The 20,814-nt window shown below is 65.5% G+C and carries 19 protein-coding genes and 1 tRNA gene; 16 read left to right on the forward strand and 4 right to left on the reverse strand.

The window, feature by feature from the left end; genetic code table 11:
* From pheS to ACFPPB_RS04805, 5 genes are all read left to right on the forward strand, one after another.
* A complete protein-coding gene (gene pheS, locus ACFPPB_RS04785) occupies positions 1–996 on the forward strand; it encodes a phenylalanine--tRNA ligase subunit alpha (RefSeq protein WP_377324887.1) in 996 nt (331 codons plus the stop codon).
* Positions 997–1,017: 21 nt separating this feature from the next.
* Positions 1,018–3,447 carry a phenylalanine--tRNA ligase subunit beta gene (gene pheT, locus ACFPPB_RS04790; RefSeq protein WP_377324889.1) on the forward strand — a complete coding sequence of 810 codons (2,430 nt, stop codon included), beginning with the start codon at positions 1,018–1,020 and terminating at the stop codon, positions 3,445–3,447.
* 1 nt (position 3,448) lies between these two features.
* Positions 3,449–3,748 (forward strand): integration host factor subunit alpha, encoded by a 300-nt coding sequence (gene ihfA / locus ACFPPB_RS04795; protein WP_007804491.1) that lies wholly within the window; start codon positions 3,449–3,451, stop codon positions 3,746–3,748.
* A complete protein-coding gene (locus ACFPPB_RS04800; protein ID WP_056386704.1) occupies positions 3,729–4,085 on the forward strand; it encodes a MerR family transcriptional regulator in 357 nt (118 codons plus the stop codon). Before ihfA ends, ACFPPB_RS04800 begins: the two co-directional genes overlap by 20 nt.
* Before the next feature lie 71 nt (positions 4,086–4,156).
* Positions 4,157–4,233: transfer RNA gene (locus ACFPPB_RS04805), tRNA-Pro, on the forward strand.
* 152 nt (positions 4,234–4,385) lie between these two features.
* Here the strand turns inward: ACFPPB_RS04805 and serA are convergent.
* Positions 4,386–5,618 (reverse strand): phosphoglycerate dehydrogenase, encoded by a 1,233-nt coding sequence (gene serA / locus ACFPPB_RS04810; RefSeq protein ID WP_377324891.1) that lies wholly within the window; start codon positions 5,616–5,618, stop codon positions 4,386–4,388.
* Positions 5,619–5,739: 121 nt separating this feature from the next.
* On the opposite strand from serA, the gene ACFPPB_RS04815 reads away from it, so the two are divergent.
* Both ACFPPB_RS04815 and pip read left to right on the forward strand, forming a co-directional pair.
* Positions 5,740–7,131, forward strand: coding sequence for an FAD-binding oxidoreductase (locus ACFPPB_RS04815; RefSeq protein WP_377324893.1), 1,392 nt, complete (start codon positions 5,740–5,742; stop codon positions 7,129–7,131).
* 62 nt (positions 7,132–7,193) lie between these two features.
* A complete protein-coding gene (pip, locus tag ACFPPB_RS04820) occupies positions 7,194–8,150 on the forward strand; it encodes a prolyl aminopeptidase (protein WP_377324895.1) in 957 nt (318 codons plus the stop codon).
* Positions 8,151–8,269: 119 nt separating this feature from the next.
* Here pip and upp read toward each other — a convergent pair whose 3' ends face one another.
* The 3 genes from upp to ACFPPB_RS04835 all read right to left on the reverse strand — a co-directional run bounded on the left by upp (position 8,270) and on the right by ACFPPB_RS04835 (position 11,073).
* Positions 8,270–8,914 (reverse strand): uracil phosphoribosyltransferase, encoded by a 645-nt coding sequence (upp, locus tag ACFPPB_RS04825; RefSeq protein WP_377324897.1) that lies wholly within the window; start codon positions 8,912–8,914, stop codon positions 8,270–8,272.
* A gap of 117 nt (positions 8,915–9,031) precedes the next feature.
* On the reverse strand, positions 9,032–9,400 hold the full coding sequence (locus ACFPPB_RS04830; RefSeq protein WP_377324899.1) for a PsiF family protein: 369 nt from the start codon (positions 9,398–9,400) through the stop codon (positions 9,032–9,034).
* 155 nt (positions 9,401–9,555) lie between these two features.
* Positions 9,556–11,073, reverse strand: coding sequence for an aminotransferase class III-fold pyridoxal phosphate-dependent enzyme (locus ACFPPB_RS04835; protein ID WP_377324901.1), 1,518 nt, complete (start codon positions 11,071–11,073; stop codon positions 9,556–9,558).
* A 295-nt stretch (positions 11,074–11,368) separates the two neighbouring features.
* Between ACFPPB_RS04835 and ACFPPB_RS04840 the strand changes: the two genes are divergently transcribed.
* The 9 genes from ACFPPB_RS04840 to secF all read left to right on the forward strand — a co-directional run bounded on the left by ACFPPB_RS04840 (position 11,369) and on the right by secF (position 20,765).
* Positions 11,369–12,298 carry an ABC transporter ATP-binding protein gene (locus ACFPPB_RS04840; protein WP_377324903.1) on the forward strand — a complete coding sequence of 310 codons (930 nt, stop codon included), beginning with the start codon at positions 11,369–11,371 and terminating at the stop codon, positions 12,296–12,298.
* Position 12,299: 1 nt separating this feature from the next.
* Positions 12,300–13,088 (forward strand): ABC transporter permease, encoded by a 789-nt coding sequence (locus ACFPPB_RS04845; protein ID WP_377324905.1) that lies wholly within the window; start codon positions 12,300–12,302, stop codon positions 13,086–13,088.
* A 19-nt stretch (positions 13,089–13,107) separates the two neighbouring features.
* Positions 13,108–14,334 carry a sensor histidine kinase gene (locus ACFPPB_RS04850; protein ID WP_377324907.1) on the forward strand — a complete coding sequence of 409 codons (1,227 nt, stop codon included), beginning with the start codon at positions 13,108–13,110 and terminating at the stop codon, positions 14,332–14,334.
* A gap of 52 nt (positions 14,335–14,386) precedes the next feature.
* Positions 14,387–14,989, forward strand: coding sequence for a response regulator transcription factor (locus ACFPPB_RS04855; RefSeq protein ID WP_377324909.1), 603 nt, complete (start codon positions 14,387–14,389; stop codon positions 14,987–14,989).
* Positions 14,990–15,055: 66 nt separating this feature from the next.
* The gene (gene queA / locus ACFPPB_RS04860; protein WP_377324911.1) at positions 15,056–16,087 is read left to right on the forward strand and encodes a tRNA preQ1(34) S-adenosylmethionine ribosyltransferase-isomerase QueA; all 1,032 of its coding nucleotides are present in this window, start codon (positions 15,056–15,058) and stop codon (positions 16,085–16,087) included.
* 50 nt (positions 16,088–16,137) lie between these two features.
* On the forward strand, positions 16,138–17,292 hold the full coding sequence (gene tgt, locus ACFPPB_RS04865) for a tRNA guanosine(34) transglycosylase Tgt (protein ID WP_377324913.1): 1,155 nt from the start codon (positions 16,138–16,140) through the stop codon (positions 17,290–17,292).
* Positions 17,293–17,470: 178 nt separating this feature from the next.
* Positions 17,471–17,806 (forward strand): preprotein translocase subunit YajC, encoded by a 336-nt coding sequence (gene yajC / locus ACFPPB_RS04870; protein ID WP_377324915.1) that lies wholly within the window; start codon positions 17,471–17,473, stop codon positions 17,804–17,806.
* A 103-nt stretch (positions 17,807–17,909) separates the two neighbouring features.
* Positions 17,910–19,793: a protein translocase subunit SecD gene (gene secD / locus ACFPPB_RS04875; protein ID WP_377324917.1), complete on the forward strand. Its 1,884-nt coding sequence runs from the start codon at positions 17,910–17,912 to the stop codon at positions 19,791–19,793.
* A 9-nt stretch (positions 19,794–19,802) separates the two neighbouring features.
* A complete protein-coding gene (secF, locus tag ACFPPB_RS04880) occupies positions 19,803–20,765 on the forward strand; it encodes a protein translocase subunit SecF (protein ID WP_377324919.1) in 963 nt (320 codons plus the stop codon).
* The last annotated feature ends 49 nt before the right edge of the window (positions 20,766–20,814 follow it).

A 20,814-nucleotide genomic window follows, 5' to 3' on the forward strand; every position in this document is an offset into this window, starting at 1 on the left:
ATGGATGACCTGGACAGCCGCGCCGCGCAGGCGCTGACTGATATCGACAAGGCCGACACGCTGGAAGCGCTTGACGCGTTGCGCGTCGGCCTGCTGGGCAAGAGCGGCATCGTCACCGCGGCGCTGAAGGCGCTCGGCGCGCTGGCGCCGGACGAACGCAAGGCGCGTGGCGCCGAGGTGAACCGGGTCAAGGACCGTCTCGCCGATGCGCTGGCGGCGCGCAAGCAGGTGCTGGAGCAGGCCGAGATGGATAGCCGCCTCGCCTCCGAGCGGCTCGACGTCACCCTGCCTGGTCGCGACGGCGAGCGCGGAGGCATTCATCCGATCACGCGTGCGCTCGAGCGTATCTCCGCGATCTTCGCGCGGCTCGGTTACCAGCGTGCCGACGGCCCGGAGATCGAGGACGACTGGCACAACTTCGAGGCGCTGAATTTCCCGCCGCACCATCCTGCGCGTGCGATGCACGACACCTTCTATTTCGGCGACGGGCGCCTGCTGCGTACGCATACGTCGCCGGTGCAGATTCGCGCCATGAAAGGACGGCAGCCGCCGATACGCATCATCGCGCCGGGCAAGGTCTACCGCAGCGATTCGGACCAGACCCATTCGCCGATGTTCCACCAGATCGAGGGCCTGCTGGTCGACGAGACCTCCAGCATGGCCGACCTGAAAGGCACGCTGGCCGAATTCATCCGTGCCTTCTTCGAGCGCGATTTCGAGATGCGCTTTCGCCCCAGCTATTTCCCGTTCACCGAGCCCTCGGCCGAGGTGGACATCCGCTGGGACGCAGAGGACGGCTCCACTCGCTGGTTGGAGGTACTCGGCTGCGGCATGGTGCATCCGAACGTGCTCGAGAACTGCGGCATCGATCCGGAGCGCTACAGCGGCTTCGCCTTCGGTCTGGGCGTGGAGCGTTTCGCGATGCTGCGTTACGGCGTCTCCGACCTGCGCGCGTTCTTCGAGAACGATCTGCGCTTCTTGAAGCAGTTCGCGTAACCGAAGGCAGGAACGAGACCGATGAAATTTTCAGAGAACTGGCTGCGCGAACTGGTCGAGATCAAGGCCGACCGTGCCGCACTGGCCCATGCGTTGACCATGGCCGGACTGGAAGTTGAAGAGCTCACTGCGCTGGGCGAAGGCCTTGCCGGCGTGGTGGTGGCCGAGATAGTCGCCGCCGAAAAGCATCCCGAAGCCGATCGTCTCCAAGTGTGCATGGTCGACGCGGGGCAAGCCGGGCTGCTGCAGATCGTCTGCGGCGCACCGAATGCGCGCGTCGGCATCAAGGTGCCGCTGGCCATGGTGGGTGCGAGCCTGCCTGGTGGCCCCTCCCGGCCATCCATGGCCTCCGGGGCACTTGGGCTCCTGCCCGGCGGCATGTCGATCAAGGCGGCGAAACTGCGTGGCGTCGAGTCGTTCGGCATGCTGTGCTCGGCCAAGGAGCTGGGCATCGACACCGATGCTTCCGGCTTGCTCGAACTGCCGCCCGATGCGCTGGTGGGCCTGTCGCTGGCCGACTATATGGGGCTGCCCGATGCAAGCATCGAGCTGAAGCTCACCCCGAACCGTCCCGATTGCCTGGGCCTGGTCGGTCTCGCGCATGACGTCGCGGCGCTGTTCGGCAGTGCGGTCAAAGTGCCGGCACAGGTCGCTGCAGCGGTAACCAGCGAAGCATGCCGCGGCATCCGGCTGGAAGCCGGCAAGGACGCGCCGCGTTACCTCGGTCGCGTCGTCGAAGGTATCGACCCGGCTGCGCGGACCCCGCTGTGGCTGGCCGAGCGGCTGCGTCGTTCCGGCCTGCGCCCGATCAGCGCGATGGTCGACATCGCCAACTACGTCATGCTGGAGCTGGGTCAGCCGCTGCATGCGTTCGACAACGACACGTTGCAAGGCGACATCGTGGTGCGCCATGCGCGCGCGGGCGAGACGTTGAAGCTGCTGGACGGCAGCACGGCAAAGCTGGACGAGGGCTTCGTGCTGATTGCCGACGAGCACAAGCCACTCGCCGTGGCCGGCGTGATGGGCGGCTTCGACTCGCGCGTCACCGACGCCACCCGCAATATTTTCCTGGAGTCGGCGCATTTCGCGCCGTCGGCGATCATGGGACGCGCGCGCAAGCTGGGCCTGCACACCGATGCCTCGCACCGCTTCGAGCGCGGCGTCGATCCGGAACTGCCGCGCCGCGCGCTGGAGCGCGCTACCGAACTGGTGCTGGCGATTGCCGGCGGCCACGCCGGTCCGGTGCTGGTTGCGGAACACGTCGCGGATCTGCCGAGGCCGGCCGCCGTGACGCTGCGTCGCGCGCGTCTCAAGCGCGTGCTGGGGGCGGACGTTGCCGATGCGGAAGTGGCGCGCATCTTCACTGCGCTGGGCATGCGGGTGGAAGTGATCGCCGACGGTTGGCAGATCACCGCGCCGAGCAGTCGTTTCGACATCGAGCGCGAGGAAGACCTGATCGAGGAAGTCGCGCGCATCTTCGGTTACGACAACATTCCCACGCATTCGCCGGCCGGCGCGCTGGCGCTGGCCATCGAGCCGGAGGCGCGCATCAACGAGCTGGCGTTGCGCGAGCAACTGGCCGCACGCGGCTACCACGAGGCGGTGAACCTGTCGTTCTTGTCCGCCGAGTTGCTGGCGCGCTGGGGTTTCACCGAACGGCTGGTACCGCTGGCCAATCCGTTGTCCGCCGATCTGGCCATCATGCGTCCTTCGCTGCTGCCGGGTCTGATCGAGGCCTTGCGTCACAACCGTGCCCGCCAGCAGGAACGGGTGAGGATGTTCGAGCTGGCGCGAGTATTTGCGGCGGGCGATCCACCGGTCGAAACGCCGAGCGTCGCGGTCGTTGCCTGTGGCGACGCGCGCGCCGAGCAATGGGGCGAGCCGTCCCGCCAGCTGGATTTCCACGATCTCAAGGGTGACCTGGATGCGCTGATCGCCTGGGGCGGCGAGCCGCAGCGCTGGTCGGTGCATGCCGATGGCCTACCGGCCTGGTTGCATCCGGGGCGCGGGGCGCGCGTCGTCCGCGATGGCGAAACCGTGGGTTATCTCGGTGCGGTGCATCCGCAATTGGCCAGGACGCTGGATCTTGGTGCCGACGTGCATGTGCTGGAGCTGACGCTGGAGCCGCTGTTGGCGCGCCGCCTGCCGCTGGCGCGCCCGGTGCCCCGATTCCCGGCGGTGCGGCGGGACATCGCGATGGATCTGCCGGAAGGGGTCAACTGGTCACAGATTGAGCAGGCCGTTCGCGGCAGTCTCGGCCCGTGGCTGCAGGAATTGCGGCTGTTCGACCGCTACAGCGGCAAGGGGGTCGACGCCGGCCGAAAAAGCCTCGCTATGGGCTTGATTTTACAGGACGCTTCACGCACGCTTACTGACGACGACGCGGACCGCTGCGTACGCGAAGCGGTCGCTGCGTTGGAGCAAACATGCAAGGCAAAGCTGCGAGGATGAAATGGCGCTGACCAAGGCGGAAATGGCCGAGCGGCTTTTCCTCGACGTGGGCCTCAACAAGCGTGAGGCCAAGGAATTCGTGGACGCCTATTTCGAGGTCGTCAGGGGAGCACTGGAAAACGGTGAACAGGTGAAGTTGTCGGGTTTCGGCAACTTCGATCTGCGGCTGAAGAACCAGCGGCCGGGACGCAACCCGAAGACCGGTGAGGAGATTCCGATCTCCGCTCGCCGCGTGGTGACGTTCCGACCGGGACAAAAACTCAAGGTAAGAGTCGAAGGTTATGCTGGATCAAGGGAATAACACCGAACTGCCTGCCATTCCGGCCAAGCGCTACTTCACCATCGGTGAGGTGGGCGAGTTGTGCGGTGTGAAGCCCCACGTATTGCGCTACTGGGAGCAGGAATTTCCCGCGCTCAATCCGGTCAAGCGCCGCGGCAACCGCCGCTACTATCAGCGCCACGACGTGCTGATGATCCGCCAGATCCGCTCGCTGCTGTACGACGAGGGCTTCACCATCACCGGCGCGCGTGCGCGGCTGGAAGGCCCGCAGGCCCGGATGGAGGCCAGCATCTCGCACCAGATCGTGCGTCAGGTGCGGATGGAACTGGAAGAAGTGCTGACTCTTCTGCGCCGCTGAGCACCGCGTGCTCGAGCATGGCTTCCGGCATGGCCCGGTGAGCTGCTAGACTAGTCGTCTTGCCGGACAGTCGGGGCGTAGCGCAGCCTGGTAGCGCATCTGCCTGGGGGGCAGAGGGTCGTCGGTTCAAATCCGGCCGCCCCGACCAATTCGGTAATGCAATCGTGACGGCACCCTCGGGTGCCGTTGTCGTTTTTTTATGTCAGACCTTTCGTAGGAGCCCGCTGGCGGGCGATGCTCTTGCTTGTTTTTTCAGAGCAGAAGCATCGCCCGCCAGCGGGCTCCTACATGTCTTGCCGCTCAATACAGCACGCGGCTGCGCAAGGTGCCCGGAATCGCCGCCAGCTGTTCTTTCAGCCCGTTGGCCTGCTGCGTATCGGCGCTCACGTCGATCACCACGTAACCCACTTCGCTGTCGGTCTGCAGGAACTGCGCGTCGACGTTGATGTTGCCGGCCGAGAACAGGTCGTTGATGCGCGACAGCGTGCCAGGCACGTTGCGATGGATATGCAGCAGGCGACGGCTGTTCGGATGCTCGGGCAGGGTGACTTCGGGGAAATTCACCGCCGACAAGGTGGATCCGTTGTCGCTGTAGCGGATCAGCTTGCTGGCGACTTCGATGCCGATATTGTCCTGCGCCTCCAGCGTGCTGCCGCCGATGTGCGGCGTGAGGATCACGTTGTCCATGCCAATCAGCGGGGAGACGAAGGCATCGTCGTTGCCCTTCGGCTCGACCGGGAAAACGTCCACCGCGGCACCGGCCAGATGGCCGTCGCGCAGCGCCGCGGCCAGCGCCCCGATATCCACCACACTGCCGCGCGAGGCGTTGATCAGCATCGCGCCCGTGCGCATCCTGGCGAGCTGCTCGCGCTTGATCATCATCTGTGTGGCGGGGGTTTCCGGCACGTGCAAGGTGACCACGTCGGCGCGCTCCAGCAGCTCGTTCAGGCTGGAAACCGCACGGGCATTGCCCAGCGACAGCTTGGTTTCGATGTCGTGGAAGATCACCCGCATGCCCAGGCTCTCCGCCAGCACGCCGACCTGGGTGCCGATGTGGCCGTAACCGACGATGCCGAGCACCTTGTCGCGCGTCTCGTAGCTGCCGCTGGCCGACTTGGTCCAGCCGCCGCGATGGCATAGCGCGTTCTTCTGCGGGATGCCGCGTAACAGCATGATCGCCTCGGCGATCACCAGTTCGGCCACGCTGCGGGTATTGGAGTAGGGCGCATTGAATACCGGCACGCCGAGTTTTCTCGCGGCGTTCAGATCCACCTGGTTGGTGCCGATGCAGAAGCAGCCCACCGCGATCAGGCGTTTGGCCTGTGCCAGCACATCCTCGTTGAGCTGGGTGCGCGAGCGGATGCCGACGATGTGCGCGTCGGCGATGCGTGCCTTCAGCTCGGCTTCCGGCAGCGATTTGGCATGCAGCTCGACCTGGCTGTATCCGGCGTGATGAAAGTTCTCGACCGCGCTGGCGCTGACGCCCTCCAGCAGCAATACCTTGATGTCTCGGCGGGGGTAGGAGGTTTGCATGCGGCGGTCCGGGCAGGGAGGGACGCCTACTATGCCAGAGCCGGAGACGATTTGCGGCGTTGCAACACTGGACGCGAGGCGACGCGGCTGGCAGGCTTGCCGGGATATCCCGGAGCCCAGCATGTCCGACCCCCGTCTTGCCGAACTGTCCCGTCGACTGCCCGACCTGCGCCTGCTCACCGCGCCGGGCGACCTGGAACATTACGGTCGCGACTGGACCCGCCGCTGGACGCCGGCGCCGCTGGCGGTTGCGCTGCCGGCCGGCGTGGACGAAGTGCAGGCGATCGTGCGCTGGGCGAACGAGCAACAGGTCGCCATCGTGCCGTCCGGCGGCCGGACCGGCCTCTCTGGCGGTGCGGTCGCGGCCAATGGCGAACTGGTACTGAGCCTGGAGCGGATGAACCGCGTGCTGGATTTCGACGCGGTCGATCGCACGCTCACCGTGCAGCCGGGCATCGTCCTGCAGAACGTGCATGAAGCTGCCCGCAGCCATGGCCTGCTCTATCCGGTCGATTTCGCCGCCCGTGGTTCGTGTTCGCTCGGCGGCAATATCGCCACCAATGCCGGCGGCATCCGGGTGATCCGTTACGGCAACACGCGCGAGTGGATCGCCGGGCTGAAGGTAGTCACCGGCAACGGCGAGCTGCTCGAACTCAATCGCGGCCTGATCAAGAACTCCAGCGGCTACGATTTCCGCCAGCTGATGATCGGCTCGGAGGGTACGCTGGGCATCATGGTGGAAGCCACGTTGAGGCTGACCGATCTGCCGCCGCCGTCGCAGGTCATGCTGTTGGCGCTGCCGGACATGGATGCGCTGATGCAGGTGTTCGCCCTGTTTCGCGCGCGCCTGACGTTGCAGGCGTTCGAGTTCTTTACCGATCGCGCGCTGGAGCACGTGCTTGTGCATGGAGCGCAGCGCGCCATCGACGGCGATTATCCGTATTACGTGGTGACCGAGTTCGACGCCGCCGACGGGGCGGCGCAGGACGCCGCCCTGGCCGCGTTCGAGCATGCGCTGGAGCAGGGCTGGGTCAGCGACGGCGTGATCGCGCAAAGCGAAGCGCAGGCGGCTGCGCTGTGGCGGCTGCGCGAAGGCATTACCGAGAGTCTGGCGCCGCGGCGACCCTACAAGAATGACGTGTCGGTGCGGATCAGCGCGGTGCCGGCGTTCCTGCACGAGATGCAGGCACTGCTGGCGCGCGAATATCCGCAGGTCGAGGTGGTCTGGTTCGGCCATATCGGCGACGGCAACCTGCACATCAACGTGCTGCGTCCGGATGATCTGGCCGAGGAGGCCTTCATCGCGCAATGCGAGCACGTCACCAAGTTGCTGGCGGCCACCTTGCAGCGCCACGGCGGCAGCATTTCGGCCGAGCACGGAATCGGCCTGGTCAAGCGCGCCTATCTGGAAAGCACCCGCAGCGAGGCCGAGATTGCGCTGATGCGGGGCGTGCGGCGGGTGTTCGACCCGAACGGGATCCTCAATCCGGGCAAGCTGTTCGAGGCCGACTGAAGGTCGCCAGACCGTCCTCGTGCTAGCCTCGTCGGCTCGTCCGCTGGCCTTGAGGAGCCGTCATGTCGCCGCCGCTTCGTTCGCTGTACCCCGAGATCGAGCCCTTCGATCGTGGGTTTCTCAAGGTGTCCGCGCTGCACACGCTGTACTACGAGCAGAGCGGCAACCCGTACGGCAAGCCGGTGGTGTTCCTGCACGGCGGCCCGGGTGGCGGCACCAACCCGAAGTGCCGGCGCTTCTTCGATCCGGCCGTGTACCGCATCGTGCTGTTCGATCAGCGCGGTTGCGGCAAGTCCACGCCGCATGCGGAGCTGACTGACAACACCACCTGGGACCTGGTCGCCGACATCGAGCGCGTGCGCGGTCACCTGGGCATCGGGCGCTGGCAGGTATTCGGCGGTTCATGGGGCTCCACGCTGGCGCTGGCCTACGCGCAGACGCATCCGGACAAGGTCACCGAGCTGGTCTTGCGCGGCATCTTCATGCTGCGTCGCTGGGAGCTGGAATGGTTCTACCAGAAGGGCTGCGATGCACTGTATCCGGACGCCTGGGAGACCTATCTCAACGCGATTCCCGAAGTCGAGCGCGGCGACCTGATGAGCGCCTACCACCGCCGCCTGACCAGCGCCGATGCCAAGACGCGTACCGATGCCGCCCGCGCCTGGTCGGTGTGGGAAGGCGCCACCAGCTTCTTGTGGCAGGACAAGTCGTACATCGAATCCAGCGCCCAGGACGAGTTCGCGCTGGCATTCGCGCGCATCGAATGCCACTACTTCGTCAACGGAGGCTTCTTCGAACACGACGACCAGCTGCTGCGCAACATCGATCGCATCCGCCATATTCCCGCGGTGATCGTGCAAGGCCGTTACGACGTGGTCTGCCCGCTGCGCAGCGCGTGGGACCTCCATCGCGCGTGGCCGGAGGCCGATCTGCGCATCGTGCAGGACGCCGGCCATTCCGCGTTCGAGCCGGGCAACGTGCACGAGTTGCTGGAGGCGACCGACCGCTTCGGCCGGTGAAGCGAACCATGGCGGATAGGGGCTCGCTCGCGGGCGATGCTGTTGTTTTGATTTTTTCTATCCAATCATCAGAGCAAAGGCATCGCCCGCGAGCGGGCTCCTACGTTGCCGACGTTGGGTCAGTCGGTTGCCGGCAACTGCTTGGTGCCGAAGATCTTGTCGCCGGCGTCCCCGAGGCCGGGCAGGATGTAGCCGTGCTCGTTCAGGCGTTCATCGATCGACGCGGCGTAGATCTCGATATCCGGATGCGTCGCCTCGATGCGCTCGAGGCCTTCCGGCGCCGCGACCAGGAACAGACCCTTGATGCGCTTGCAGCCCGCGGCTTTCAGCATGTCTACGGCGGCGATCAAGGTGCCGGCGGTAGCCAGCATCGGATCGACGATCAGCGCGATGCGTTCGTCCATGCGGCCGCTGAGTTTTTCGTAGTAGGCGATCGGTTGCAGCGTGTGTTCGTCCCGCTGCACGCCGACCACGCTGACCTTCGCCGACGGGATCATGCCGAGCACGCCGGGCAGCATGCCCAGGCCTGCGCGCAGGATAGGCACGATGGTGATCTTCTTGCCCTTGATCCGGTGCACCCGCAGCGGGCCGGCCCAGCCGAGAATCTGTTCCTCGACGGTTTCCAGGTCCTTGGTGGCTTCGTAGGTGAGCAGCGCGGCGACTTCGGAGGCCAGCTCGCGGAATTCCTTGGTACTGATGCCGGCACGGCGCATCAGGCCGAGCTTGTGCTGGATCAGCGGATGACCGACTTCGACGATCTTCATGCGACTGTCTTCAACGATGGCGCAGCGCGCGCGACAGTCATGGAGCTTAGCGAAGCGGCCCTGCACACGCACGCATGATCCACGCGGGCGCGTGCAGGGCCGGTACAGCCGGCGAGGTTACGGCATCGCGGCAGCGCCGCCCTTCAGACAGCTGCTCATGAACGTCTTGCGCTCGGCGCCTTTGAGCGCCTTGGTCTTGGCGTCGGCGTTGCAGCTCTTCATTTTTTCCTGCTGGGTCTGCTTGGCCGTTGGCGCGGCAGCGGCCGGCGCCATGCCTTCACCCTTCAGGCAGGAGCTCATGAAGGTCTTGCGCTCCTCGCCTTTCTTGCCGGTGGCCTGCTTGCTGCAGTCGACCATGCGCTGCTGCTGCGCCGTATGCGCCTTGGCGGCCGGTGCCGTGGTGGCGGCCTGCGGCGTTGCCGCGAAGGTGGCGCCGGCGAAGGCGAAAGCGGCGCTGACGGCAAGCAGACGTAGTGACATCGACATCGTTGAGTCCTCCCTAGGTGACCGGCAGCTGCCGGCAGCGCCAGTCTATGCCGGCCGGCAACTCCACGGGAGTGGGCAAACCCTGACGTGCAAGAAGTATTCAGCTGCGGAAACGTGTCGAGCGCCGCCGCAGCCGGGAACTGTCAAGCGGGTGCTCAGGCGGCCTCGGCCTTGGCGGTGGCCTTGCGCGGGCCTTCCAGCAAGGCCTTGCGCACATGGGCCACGACCAGGTCGATTTCGGCGCTGGTGACGTTGAAGTGCGGCGTGAAGCGCAGCGAGTTCACCCCGCCATGGATCACGCCGACGCCGTGCTCGCGCATGTACTCCTCGGTGGAGTCGGCGCCGTAGCATTTGTACTCCGGAGCCAGCTCGCAGGAGAACAGCAGACCGGTGCCCTGCACCTTGGTGATCAGGCCGCCCAGCTCGTTTTTCAGCGCGTTGAGCTTGTCGACGAATTCCTTGCCGCGCTCACGGATGTTGTCGCGTACGCCATCGCTTAGCTGATCGAGCGTGGCCAGCGCCACGTCCAGCGCGCGGGGGTTCGCGGTCATGGTGTTGCCGTAGATACCCTTGCGGTACAGGCCCGCAGTGCGCTCGCTGACCGCCAGCACCGACAGCGGATACTGGCCGGCGTTGAGCGCCTTGGAGAAGGCTTCCATGTCCGGCGCCGGCAGCTTCTCGAAGCCCGGGTAGTCGGTGATCGACAGCACGCCGTGTGCGCGCAGGCCAGCCTGGATCGAGTCGATCAGCAGCAAGGTGCCGTGTGCCTCGGTCAGCGCGCGCGCCGCCTTGTAGAACTCCGGCGTCACCGCGCGGCCCGGATCGCCTTCGCCCATCACCGGCTCCAGGAACATCGCCTCGATGAACCAGCCGTGCTTGTCGGCTTCGGCGAATGTCGCCTCCAACTGCGCGATGTCATACGGGGCGATGGTGAGCACGCTGTCTTCGTGGCGGTAACTGGCCAGGTGCTGCTGGTAGGTCTTGCGGCTGGAATCGGAATACAGCGCCGGCTTGTCGGTGCGGCCGTGGAATGCACCCTTTACCGCGAGCCGCTTGATCGTGCGTCCGGCGTAGCGGCCATCGGCATCGGTCATCAGCTTGGCATTGACGTCGGCGATGCGGCAGGCCAGCGAGACCGACTCGGAACCGGAGTTCAGGCACATGTAACGTGCGTACGGGTTGCTGCCCCGGTTGCGGCCGAGCTCCTTGTCGAGCGCTGCGGTAAAGCGCAGCTGCGACACGCTGGGTGCCATCACGTTGGCCATGACCTGCGGACGGCTCAGCGCCGCGAGGATCGCCGGATCATTGTGGCCGAAGCCGAGCATGCCGTAGCCGCCGTTGTCGTGCACCACGGCGCCTTTCAGCGTGACGATCCACGGACCGCGGGCGGCGGCCGGCAGGTACGGGCTGATCGCGTCGTCCGGGTAGAAGTTGACGAAACCGGCCTGCGCCTGGGCGAGCTGCTCGGCTTCGTCCAGTTTCAGGAAGTCACTCATACCAGCCGCACTCAAGTCAGCCCGCAGCTCGCGATGGCGCGCCACGGCATCGGCAATCGCCTGGCCCAGCAGCGGATCGTTCGCTGCCATGCGTTCGATGCTGGCATCGTCCAGACCGGTGGTCCGCGGCTTGCCGCCGAATTCGCGCAGTTCGCGCAGCTGGTTGATCATACCCATGATGAATCCTCCGTAGCTCCGCCGATCGGCGTGCGATGCCGGAGACGGACGCTACATTAGTGAATGCGTGACGGAAAACGCAGGTGAACGGCGCTTTCTCAACGTTTTCAGACATTTCACGCCGCCATCGCAATGCCAGTCGGGCGGCTTCAGTCCTCACAGGATACCTTGCGCTGCCGGCGGCCGTAACCCCGTACCCGAGCTGTGGTGACGGCTGTCACCCCCGATGACTGACGTCGGCGACTGCCTGCGGAGGCCCGCAACGTGGAGGATGGGCGGCACGGGAGGATTACCCATGCCGCATACCCACGATCCAATTGCCCGCCTTGGCGGTGCCATCAAACGTTATGCTCGACTCATCGCGCTGGACGGTGCCGACCTGCGCTTGCAACGCGGTGAGCTGCTGGCCCTGCTTGGCCCCAACGGCGCTGGCAAGACCACGGCGATCGGCCTGCTGCTGGGGTTGATCCGGGCCGATGCCGGCACGGTTGAACTGTTCGGGCGGGATCCGCAGCGGATCGAGGCGCGCCGGCGGATCGGCGTGATGCTGCAGAACGCCGAGCTGCCACCCACGCTGCGGGTGGGTGAGCTGCTGCGGTTGACCGCCAGTTATTACCCGGCACCGCGCACGCTGGCGGAAACCGCCGAACTGGCCGGCGTCGGCGATCTGCTCAAGCGTCCCTACGCGAAGCTCTCCGGCGGCCAGCAGCGGCGCGTGCAATTCGCGCTGGCGCTGTGCGGCCGGCCCGAGCTGCTGTTTCTGGATGAGCCCACCGTGGGCATGGATATCGAGGCACGGCAGAAGCTGTGGGCGGCGATCCGTCAACTGCTCGCCGAAGGCTGCTCGGTACTGCTGACCACGCATTATCTGGAGGAGGCCGAGGCACTGGCCGACCGCGTCTGCGTGATGGCGCAAGGCCGCATGATCCACGAAGGCACGGTCGAAGAGCTGCGGGCGCGGGTGGCGCTCAAGCGCATTCGCTGCCTCAGTACGCTACCAATCGATACGGTGCGCGGCTGGTCCGAGGTCAGCGAGGTGCGCCGGGACAACGAGCGTCTGCACATCACGTCGGACGAAGCCGAAATCGTGGTGCGCCGTCTGCTCGCCGCCGACCTGCAGCTGCGCGAACTGGAAGTGCAGCGCGCCGGCCTGGCCGAGGCATTCACCGAACTCACCCGCGATGCCGGCGAGGCAGCGGACACCGACCAGCGCGAGGCCGCCTGAGATGGAGACCGTCATGTCTGTCAGAGAATCGATTTCACTGCCGATGCCGCGCCGTCGCGTCATCGGCGCCTATCTGGAAGAGGCGCGCAGCGAATGCCTGCGCTATATGCGGGCGCCGGGTTTCATGCTGCCGGTCATGCTGTTCCCGGCGATGTTCTACCTTCTGTTCGGCGTCTTGATGGCGAAATCGAACGGCGCCGACGCAGCGCGCTACCTGCTGGCCAGCTACGGCGTGTTCGGCGTGATGAGTCCAGGCCTGTTCGGTTTCGGCGTGTCGCTGGCGCTGGAGCGCGATGGTGGGCTGCTGACCTTCAAGCGCGTGCTGCCGATGCCGCCGGGCGCCTATCTGCTGGGCAAGATGCTGATGGCGATGGCCGCTGCCGCGGTAGTCATCCTGTTGCTGCTGGTGATGGCGCTGACGCTGGGACACCTGACGCTGAGCCTGACCCAGGCCGGCGCGCTGCTGTTCACCGGCATCCTCGGCGTGCTGCCGTTCTGTGCGCTGGGCATGTTCGTCGGCACCTTGATCAAGGGGCAGGGCGCGCCCGGCATGCTGCAGCTGATCTATCTGCCGATGTCGTTCCTCTCCGGTCTGTGGATGCCGCTGCCGATGCTGCCGAAGTTGCTGCAGCAGATCGCACCGGTATGGCCGAGCTATCACCTCGACAGGCTGGCGCTGGCAGCGGTGGGGCTCAACGAGGAATCGTTGCTGCCACATGTGCTGATGCTGATCGGTTTCGCCGTCGGTTTCCTGCTGCTCGCGGCGCGACGGCTGCGCCGGTTCGGCTGAGGCGCAGTAGCATGCCGGCATGAACAGCGCGAACTCTTTCCGCATGCGGTTGGCCGCCTGGCTGCGGCCGGCGCCGAGCTCCATGGCGGCCGGCATGCGTGCCGCCGGGCATTCGCCTCGCATGCACGCGCTCAATCTGTTGTGGTCGTTCTGGCTGTTCCTCGGGCCGATCTTCACGCACGTCGGCCCCGGGTTCTGGTGGTCCTTGACACTGGGCTACCCGACCTTCCTGCTGGTCTTCCTGTGGTCCTGCATAAGACCGAGCACCGAGGCCAACGGGTACGTCGGAGCGATGGTGATGCTGGCCGGCGTGTCGATGCCGTGGAATCCCGCCGCGTGGACGTATGGAGTATTCGCCTGTGCGATGGTGCCGTACCAGGGCTCGCTGTACGCGAGCATGGCCAAGATCGCACTCATCCAGTTGGTGCTGGTGCTGGAGGGGATATCCCTGCACTGGCCATGGTTCACGTACCTGATCCTGGTCGGTGTCTGCACCAGCACGGGTGTCGGTGCGCAGATGGGACGCATCAACTGGGACAAGACCCTCAAGCTGCGCATGTCGCACGACCAGATCCGCCGGCTCGCGGCCACCGCCGAGCGCGAACGCATCGGCCGCGACCTGCACGACCTGCTCGGCCACACACTATCGCTGATCACGCTGAAGCTGGAACTGTCGCGCAAGCTGTTCGACCGCGACCACGCGGCGGCCCGGCGCGAGCTGGAGGAAGCCGAGCAGGTGGCACGCCACGCGCTGGCCGAAGTGCGCAGCGCGGTCACCGGCATCCGCGCTACCGATCTTGCCGCCGAGCTGGCTTCGGCGCGGCTATTGCTGGAATCCTCCCGGGTGCATCTGGATTACGGCGATCTGCCCACCGACCTGCCGGGCGACGTCGAGCGTGCCCTGTCGCTTATATTGCGCGAGGCGGTGACCAACGTTGCGCGCCATGCCGATGCCAGCCAGGCCCGGATCGAGATGACGCGCGAGCGGGGCGCCATCTGCATGCTGATCAGCGACAATGGTCGCGGCGGGATCGGCCAGGACGGCAATGGTTTGTGCGGCATGCGCGAGCGCGTACGTGCGTTGGCTGGAACGTTGACGATCGAATCGCCGCGTGGTCGGGGCACCCGGCTGAAGGTGACTGCGCCGCTGCCGATCCTGCGGCTGGTCGAAACATCGCATTCGCCAGCGGGCATGCCCGTTGATGCAGCGCTGGCCGCAACGGATTCAGGACAACCGGCAGCATGAAAAGGTCACCGCTATCTTCCGCACACGGCGATGCCAACCGAAGGACCGCCGGATGATCCGCATCCTGCTGGCCGAGGATCAGGCGATGGTTCGCGGCGCCTTGTCCGCGCTGCTGAATCTGGAATCCGACATCGAGGTGCTCGGTTCGTCCGCGGACGGCGAAGCGGCGTGGCGAGACGTTCAAAGGCTGAAGCCCGACGTGCTGGTCACCGACATCGAGATGCCCGGCCTGACCGGGCTGGAGCTGGCCCAGCGCATCCAGCGGCAGGCATTGCCGATCAAGGTGGTCATCGTCACCACCTTCGCGCGGCCCGGCTTCCTGCGCCGTGCGCTGGATGCCGGCGTATCCGGTTACCTGTTGAAGGATGCGCCCGCCGAGAACCTCGCCGAGGCGTTGCGCATCGTGCATCGCGGCGGTCGCGCGATCGACCCGCAGCTGGCGCTGGAAGCCTGGTCCGAAGCCGATCCGCTGAACGATCGTGAGCGCCAGGTATTGCGGCTGGCCGGCGAAGGCCTGTCCGCCGGCGACATCGCCGCGCAATTGAACCTGTCGCACGGCACCGTGCGCAATTATCTTTCCGAGGCGATCGGCAAACTCGGCGTCGCCAATCGCATCGAGGCGCATCGGCTGGCGCGGCAGAAGGGTTGGTTGTAAATCGACACGCAACGGCCCCGCGCTTGCAGGATAATGCCTCGTTACCGCACGCTGGCCGAGTGACTCTTGAAGAAGTCCGATTTCGATTTTGAGCTGCCGCCCGAGCTGATCGCGCAGGCCCCGCTACCCGAGCGTTCGGCCAGCCGCATGCTGTTGCTCGACGTGGCGGCGCAGTCGCGCCAGGACCGCATGTTCCGCGAACTGCCGGACCTCCTGCGGCGGGGTGATCTGCTGGTGTTCAACGACACTCGCGTGCTGCCGGCGCGGTTGTACGGGCGCAAGGATACCGGCGGCGCGGTGGAGATCCTGATCGAGCGGGTTACCGGCGCCCACGAGGCGACCGTGCAGCTCGGGGTCAGCAAGAAACCGAAGGAAGGCGGCCGGATCGAACTGGCCGATGGCAGCCATGCCGTGGTGCTGGGCCGCGAAGAGGGTTTCTTCCGGCTGCATTTCGAGGCGCCCGAGCCGCTGGAGAAGCTGCTGCTGAAGCTGGGCGAGATGCCGCTGCCGCCGTACATCGAGCGGCACGCCGACGCCAGCGACATGGAACGCTATCAGACCGTGTTCGCGCGCGAGCCCGGTGCGGTGGCCGCGCCCACCGCGGGGCTGCATTTCGACGAGGCGATGCTGGCGACGCTGAGCGAACGTGGCGTCGAGTTCGGCTACATCACCTTGCATGTCGGTGCCGGCACGTTCCAGCCGGTGCGCGCGGATGATTTGAGGAATCATCAGATGCACCGCGAGTGGCTGAATGTCGGTGCGCACCTGATCGGGCAGATCCGCCGCACGCGGGCCAACGGCGGCCGGATCATCGCCGTGGGCACCACCGTGGTGCGCGCGTTGGAGAGCGCCAGCAAGAACGGCGAGCTGCATCCGTTCGCCGGCGAAACACAGATATTCATCTTCCCCGGTTACCGCTTCAGCAGCATCGACGGGCTGCTCACCAACTTCCATCTGCCGCAGTCGACCCTGCTGATGCTGGTGTCGGCGCTGGCCGGGCGCGAGGCGATCCTCGACGCCTACCGGCATGCGGTCGAACAGCACTATCGCTTCTTTTCGTATGGCGATGCGATGCTGATCCTGCCGCGGGGCGCGTGATCGGCACACCAGTTTGCGCGGGGGTTGACCAAACCCGCGATAATGGCGGGATGACTTCCCTCCAGTTCGCGATCCACGCCACCGACGGCCCCGCCCGCCGTGGCCGCCTGACCTTTGCCCGCGGTACCGTGGAAACGCCGGCGTTCATGCCGGTGGGCACGTATGGCTCGGTCAAGGCGATGACGCCGCGCGACGTCACCGAGATCGGCGCCGAGATCATTCTCGGCAACACGTTCCATCTGTTCCTGCGGCCCGGACTGGAGATCGTCGAGAAGTTCGGCGGGTTGCACAGGTTCATCGGCTGGGACAAGCCGATCCTCACCGACTCCGGCGGCTTCCAGGTGTTTTCGCTGGCGCACAAGCGGAGGATCACCGAGGAAGGGGTGACGTTCGCATCGCCAGTCGATGGTTCGAAAGTGTTCCTGTCGCCGGAAATGTCGATGCGGATCCAGAAGACGCTGGATTCGGACATCGCGATGATCTTCGACGAGTGCACGCCGTACCCGGCCACCGAGAAGGTGGCCGGCGATTCGATGGAGCTCTCGCTGCGCTGGGCCGAGCGCTCGCGCCGGGCGTTCGACGACCTGCAAGGTGCCGATTCAAAGCGGCCGAACGCGCTGTTCGGCATCGTGCAGGGCGGCGTGCACGAGAACCTGCGCCAGCGTTCCGCCGCGGGACTGGTGAACATCGGTTTCGACGGTTACGCGGTCGGCGGCCTGGCGGTGGGCGAGCCGGAGACCGAACGCAATCACGCGCTGGATTTCACCGTGCCGCTGCTGCCGGCGGACAAGCCGCGCTACCTGATGGGCGTGGGCCGGCCGGAAGACATCGTGGAGGCCGTACGCCGCGGCATCGACATGTTCGACTGCGTGATGCCGACCCGCAACGCGCGCAACGGTTTCCTGTTCACCGCCGAGGGCACGCTGCGCATCCGCAACGCGAAGTTCGCCACCGATACGCGGGTGATCGAGGAGGACTGCGACTGCTACGCCTGCAGCAACGGCTTCAGCCGGGCCTATCTGCGCCATCTCGACCGCTGCAACGAGATCCTGGGCAGCCAGCTGGCCACCATCCACAACCTGCGCTACTACCAGCGGCTGATGGCCGGACTGCGCGAAGCGATCGCCAACCGCACCCTGGACGCGTTCACCACCACGTTCTACGCCCGTCGCCAAGGTGCGGCGACCGCTGTAGGAGCCCGCTAGCGGGCGATTCGCCGAGGTTTAGGCTCAGGGCCGCGTGCTTGCAACCCCCCGGACCGCCGCCATAACCCTGGGCCAGACGCGCCAGTGCACGGCTCCGGGGTGCATGGCATAATCAGCGATCTTTTATCAGGCGTTCAGCTGAAATCCTTGGCTGCGCCATAACTTGCGAGACAAGCCGATGAGTTTTCCGATCTCCCCCGTGATCGCCCAGGCCGCTGCTGCGCAGCCCGCCGCCGGTGGCGGCCTGCAGATGATCATCATGATGGTGGTGCTGTTCGGCCTGATGTATTTCATGATGATCCGCCCGCAGATGAAGCGCCAGAAGGAGCATCGCGCCTTGATCGCCGCTCTGGCCAAGGGCGACGAAGTTGTCACCAACGGCGGCATCGCCGGACGCGTGGAAGAGGTGGGCGAGACGTTCATCACGGTCGAGATCGCGACCAATGTGAAGGTCAAGGTGCAGAAGGGCGCGGTCCAGCAGGTGCTGCCCAAGGGCTCGCTGAAGTCCGTCTGACCGATGGCTTCGAGGCGCTGCCCCGCGGTTGCCTCTCACACGATTATTCCTCGATTGTTGCTTCCGCCGCGGCCTGTCGCCGCGGCTTTGATGGATTCAGGGCATGAGTGATTTTCCCCGCTGGAAGTACGCGCTGGTCGCGCTGGTGATGCTGTTCGGCGTCATTTACGCCTTGCCGAATGCATTTGTCCCGTTGCCGGCGGTGCAGGTCACTGCCAACCGCGACGCTCCGCCGATCGATCAGTCGGTGCAGCAGAAGGTGACGGCGGCGCTGACCGCCAAGCGCATCGCGGTCGGAAGCGTGGCGGTGGAAGGCGACCATCTGCTGGCGACATTTGCCAACTCGGACGTGCAGAAGAGCGGCGCCGACGTCATCAAGTCGGCACTGGGCGACGGCTACACGGTGGCGTTCAAGCTGCAGTCCAATGTGCCCGGCTGGTTGCGCGCGATCGGCGCGCGTTCGATGCCGCTGGGCCTGGACCTGCAGGGCGGCGTGCACTTCCTGATGCAGGTCGATCAGAACGATGCGATCGACAAGCAGGAAAACAGCTACGCCGACGATATCCGCACGCTGCTGCGGCAGAAGAACATCCGCTATGAGTCGGTCACCCGCAATACCGCTCGTGATCAGGGCATCGCCGTGGTCCTGCGTTCGGCCGCCGATCGCTCCACGGCCGCCGACGCGATCGCCAACGAGTACACCGACCTCAACGTGGCAAACGGCGCCAACACCGGCGACCGTTTCGTGCTGAATGTGGTGATCAAGCCGGAAAAGCTGCGCGAGCTGTCGCGTAGCGCGATCACCCAGAACCTGGGCACGCTGCGCAACCGCATCAATGCGCTGGGCGTATCCGAGCCGCTGATCCAGCAGCAAGGCGAAAGCCGCATCGTGGTCGAACTGGCCGGTGTGCAGGATCCGACCGAGGCCAAGAAGCTGATCGGTGCCGTGGCCACGCTGCAGTACCGCCCGGGTATCGGCCAGGCGGGAGATGCGCAGGCACAGGAAGCGGCGCGGACCGGCAACATCCCACCGGACGCCAACTTGTACCGCATGCGCGGCAGCAATTTGCCGGTGCTGGTGAGCAAGCAGATCATCGTGACCGGCAACCAGCTGGTGGACGCTTCCTCGGGCATCGACCAGCAGAGCGGCACGCCCAAGGTCGACGTCACCTTGAACGCGGCCGGCGCCAAGAAGATGGGCGATTTCACCAACGCCAACGTCGGCAAGCCGATGGCGGTGGTGTACGTCGAACAGGTTTACGAGACCAAGATCGTCGACGGCAAGGAAGTGCGTGTTCCCAAGGTCACCGAGACGGTGATCAACGACGCCTCGATCGCCAGTCCCTTCAGCAGGCAGTTCCAGACCACCGGCCTGGGCAGCCCGAAGGAAGCCTCCGACCTTGCGTTGCTGCTCAAGGGCGGCGCGCTGGCCGCGCCGATGGACATCGTCGCGGAAGGCGTGATCGGCGCCAGCCTAGGCCAGGACAACATCGCCAAGGGTTTCAAGGCAGTGATGCTGGGCCTGGCGCTGGTGCTGCTGGCGGCGGCGGTCTACTACAAACTGTTCGGCCTGGTCGCGGATATCGCGCTGTTCTTCAACCTGGTGATCCTGCTGGCGGTGATGTCGCTGATCGGCGTCACCCTGACCATGCCGGGTGTGGCTGGTATCGTGCTGACCCTCGGCATGGCGATCGACGCGAACGTGCTGATCTGCGAACGCATACGTGAGGAACTGCGCAACGGCTCCACGCCGCATGCATCGATCCGCGCCGGCTACGAGAAGGCCTGGTCGACCATTCTGGACGCCAACGTCACCCACCTGATCGCCGCACTGGCGCTGACCACGATGGGCAGCGGCGCGATCAAGGGCTTCGGCGTGACGCTGATGATCGGCATCCTGACCTCGCTGTTCACCTCGGTGACGCTGACTCACGCGTTCACCGCGCTGATCCACGGCCACCGCAAGCTCAAGACGCTGTCGGTCTAAGGAATCACCATGGAAATTTTCAATCACGACAGCAACATCCCGTTCCTCGGCATGCGCAAGTACAGCATCGCCATAGCCATCTTTCTGATGGTCGCATCAATCGCGCTGATCGCGACCAGGGGCCTCAACTATGGCCTGGATTTCACCGGTGGTGTGTCGGTGGTGGCCGACTATGGGGACTCGGTGGAGATTTCCGGAGTGCGCGCCGCGCTAGAGAAAGGCGGCATCCATAACGCCATGGTGCAGAGCCTTGGCGGCACCCGCGAAGTGTCGATCCGGATGCAGACCAAGGACATTCCAGGAGCTGCGGATGTTGGCGGCAAGGTCAATCTGGAGCGGGTCGCTGCCAACGTGGCCAAGATCCTGCAGGCCTCGCGTCCGGATGCCAAGCTGAAAAATCCAGACTTCATCAGTGCCGAAGTAGGTGCGGAACTGCGCAGCGACGGCACCGTGGCTGCGGTGTTCGTGATCCTCGGCATCATGGCGTACCTGTGGATCCGCTTCGAGCGCCGTTTCGCGATCGCGGCGGTGGCCACCGAGGTACATGACGTGCTGGTGACGCTGGGCATCCTGGCGCTGGTCCAGCGCGAGTTCGACATGACCGTGCTGGCCTCGGTGCTGGCGGTGATCGGTTACTCGATCAACGACAAGGTGGTGGTGTTCGACCGTATCCGCGAGCTGTTCCGGCTGGCGCGCAAGGCCGAGCCGGAGGAGATCCTCAACCGCTCGATCAACAATACGCTTTCGCGAACCATCATCACCTCGCTGTTCACGGCGATCACCATGGGCGCCCTGTATTTCTTCGGCGGCCCGGCCGTGCATGGTTTTGCCGTGACGATGCTGATCGGCATCGTGGTCGGTACGCTGTCGTCGATCTTCGTCGCCAGCCCGATCCTGCTGTGGCTGGGCGTGTCGAAGAAGGACCTGATGCCGGTCACCAAGGAAAATCCGGAACTGGCGCGCCGCCCGTAAGCGCGCAGGTTCCGTCGAAACGCGACGGCCCGGTTGGTACCGGGCCGTT

Origin of the sequence: Rhodanobacter terrae (genome assembly GCF_042657005.1) — a bacterium.
Taxonomy (GTDB): Bacteria; Pseudomonadota; Gammaproteobacteria; order Xanthomonadales; family Rhodanobacteraceae; genus Rhodanobacter; species Rhodanobacter terrae.

What these genes read in the sequence shown, in the direction of transcription:
- pheS (WP_377324887.1), top strand. Translation starts at nt 1, where the DNA reads ATGGATGACCTGGACAGCCGCGCCGCGCAGGCGCTGACTGATATCGAC.
- pheT (WP_377324889.1), top strand. Translation starts at nt 1,018, where the DNA reads ATGAAATTTTCAGAGAACTGGCTGCGCGAACTGGTCGAGATCAAGGCC.
- ihfA (WP_007804491.1), top strand. Translation starts at nt 3,449, where the DNA reads ATGGCGCTGACCAAGGCGGAAATGGCCGAGCGGCTTTTCCTCGACGTG.
- ACFPPB_RS04800 (WP_056386704.1), top strand. Translation starts at nt 3,729, where the DNA reads ATGCTGGATCAAGGGAATAACACCGAACTGCCTGCCATTCCGGCCAAG.
- serA (WP_377324891.1), bottom strand. Translation starts at nt 5,618, where the DNA reads ATGCAAACCTCCTACCCCCGCCGAGACATCAAGGTATTGCTGCTGGAG.
- ACFPPB_RS04815 (WP_377324893.1), top strand. Translation starts at nt 5,740, where the DNA reads ATGTCCGACCCCCGTCTTGCCGAACTGTCCCGTCGACTGCCCGACCTG.
- pip (WP_377324895.1), top strand. Translation starts at nt 7,194, where the DNA reads ATGTCGCCGCCGCTTCGTTCGCTGTACCCCGAGATCGAGCCCTTCGAT.
- upp (WP_377324897.1), bottom strand. Translation starts at nt 8,914, where the DNA reads ATGAAGATCGTCGAAGTCGGTCATCCGCTGATCCAGCACAAGCTCGGC.
- ACFPPB_RS04830 (WP_377324899.1), bottom strand. Translation starts at nt 9,400, where the DNA reads ATGTCGATGTCACTACGTCTGCTTGCCGTCAGCGCCGCTTTCGCCTTC.
- ACFPPB_RS04835 (WP_377324901.1), bottom strand. Translation starts at nt 11,073, where the DNA reads ATGGGTATGATCAACCAGCTGCGCGAACTGCGCGAATTCGGCGGCAAG.
- ACFPPB_RS04840 (WP_377324903.1), top strand. Translation starts at nt 11,369, where the DNA reads ATGCCGCATACCCACGATCCAATTGCCCGCCTTGGCGGTGCCATCAAA.
- ACFPPB_RS04845 (WP_377324905.1), top strand. Translation starts at nt 12,300, where the DNA reads ATGGAGACCGTCATGTCTGTCAGAGAATCGATTTCACTGCCGATGCCG.
- ACFPPB_RS04850 (WP_377324907.1), top strand. Translation starts at nt 13,108, where the DNA reads ATGAACAGCGCGAACTCTTTCCGCATGCGGTTGGCCGCCTGGCTGCGG.
- ACFPPB_RS04855 (WP_377324909.1), top strand. Translation starts at nt 14,387, where the DNA reads ATGATCCGCATCCTGCTGGCCGAGGATCAGGCGATGGTTCGCGGCGCC.
- tgt (WP_377324913.1), top strand. Translation starts at nt 16,138, where the DNA reads ATGACTTCCCTCCAGTTCGCGATCCACGCCACCGACGGCCCCGCCCGC.
- yajC (WP_377324915.1), top strand. Translation starts at nt 17,471, where the DNA reads ATGAGTTTTCCGATCTCCCCCGTGATCGCCCAGGCCGCTGCTGCGCAG.
- secD (WP_377324917.1), top strand. Translation starts at nt 17,910, where the DNA reads ATGAGTGATTTTCCCCGCTGGAAGTACGCGCTGGTCGCGCTGGTGATG.
- secF (WP_377324919.1), top strand. Translation starts at nt 19,803, where the DNA reads ATGGAAATTTTCAATCACGACAGCAACATCCCGTTCCTCGGCATGCGC.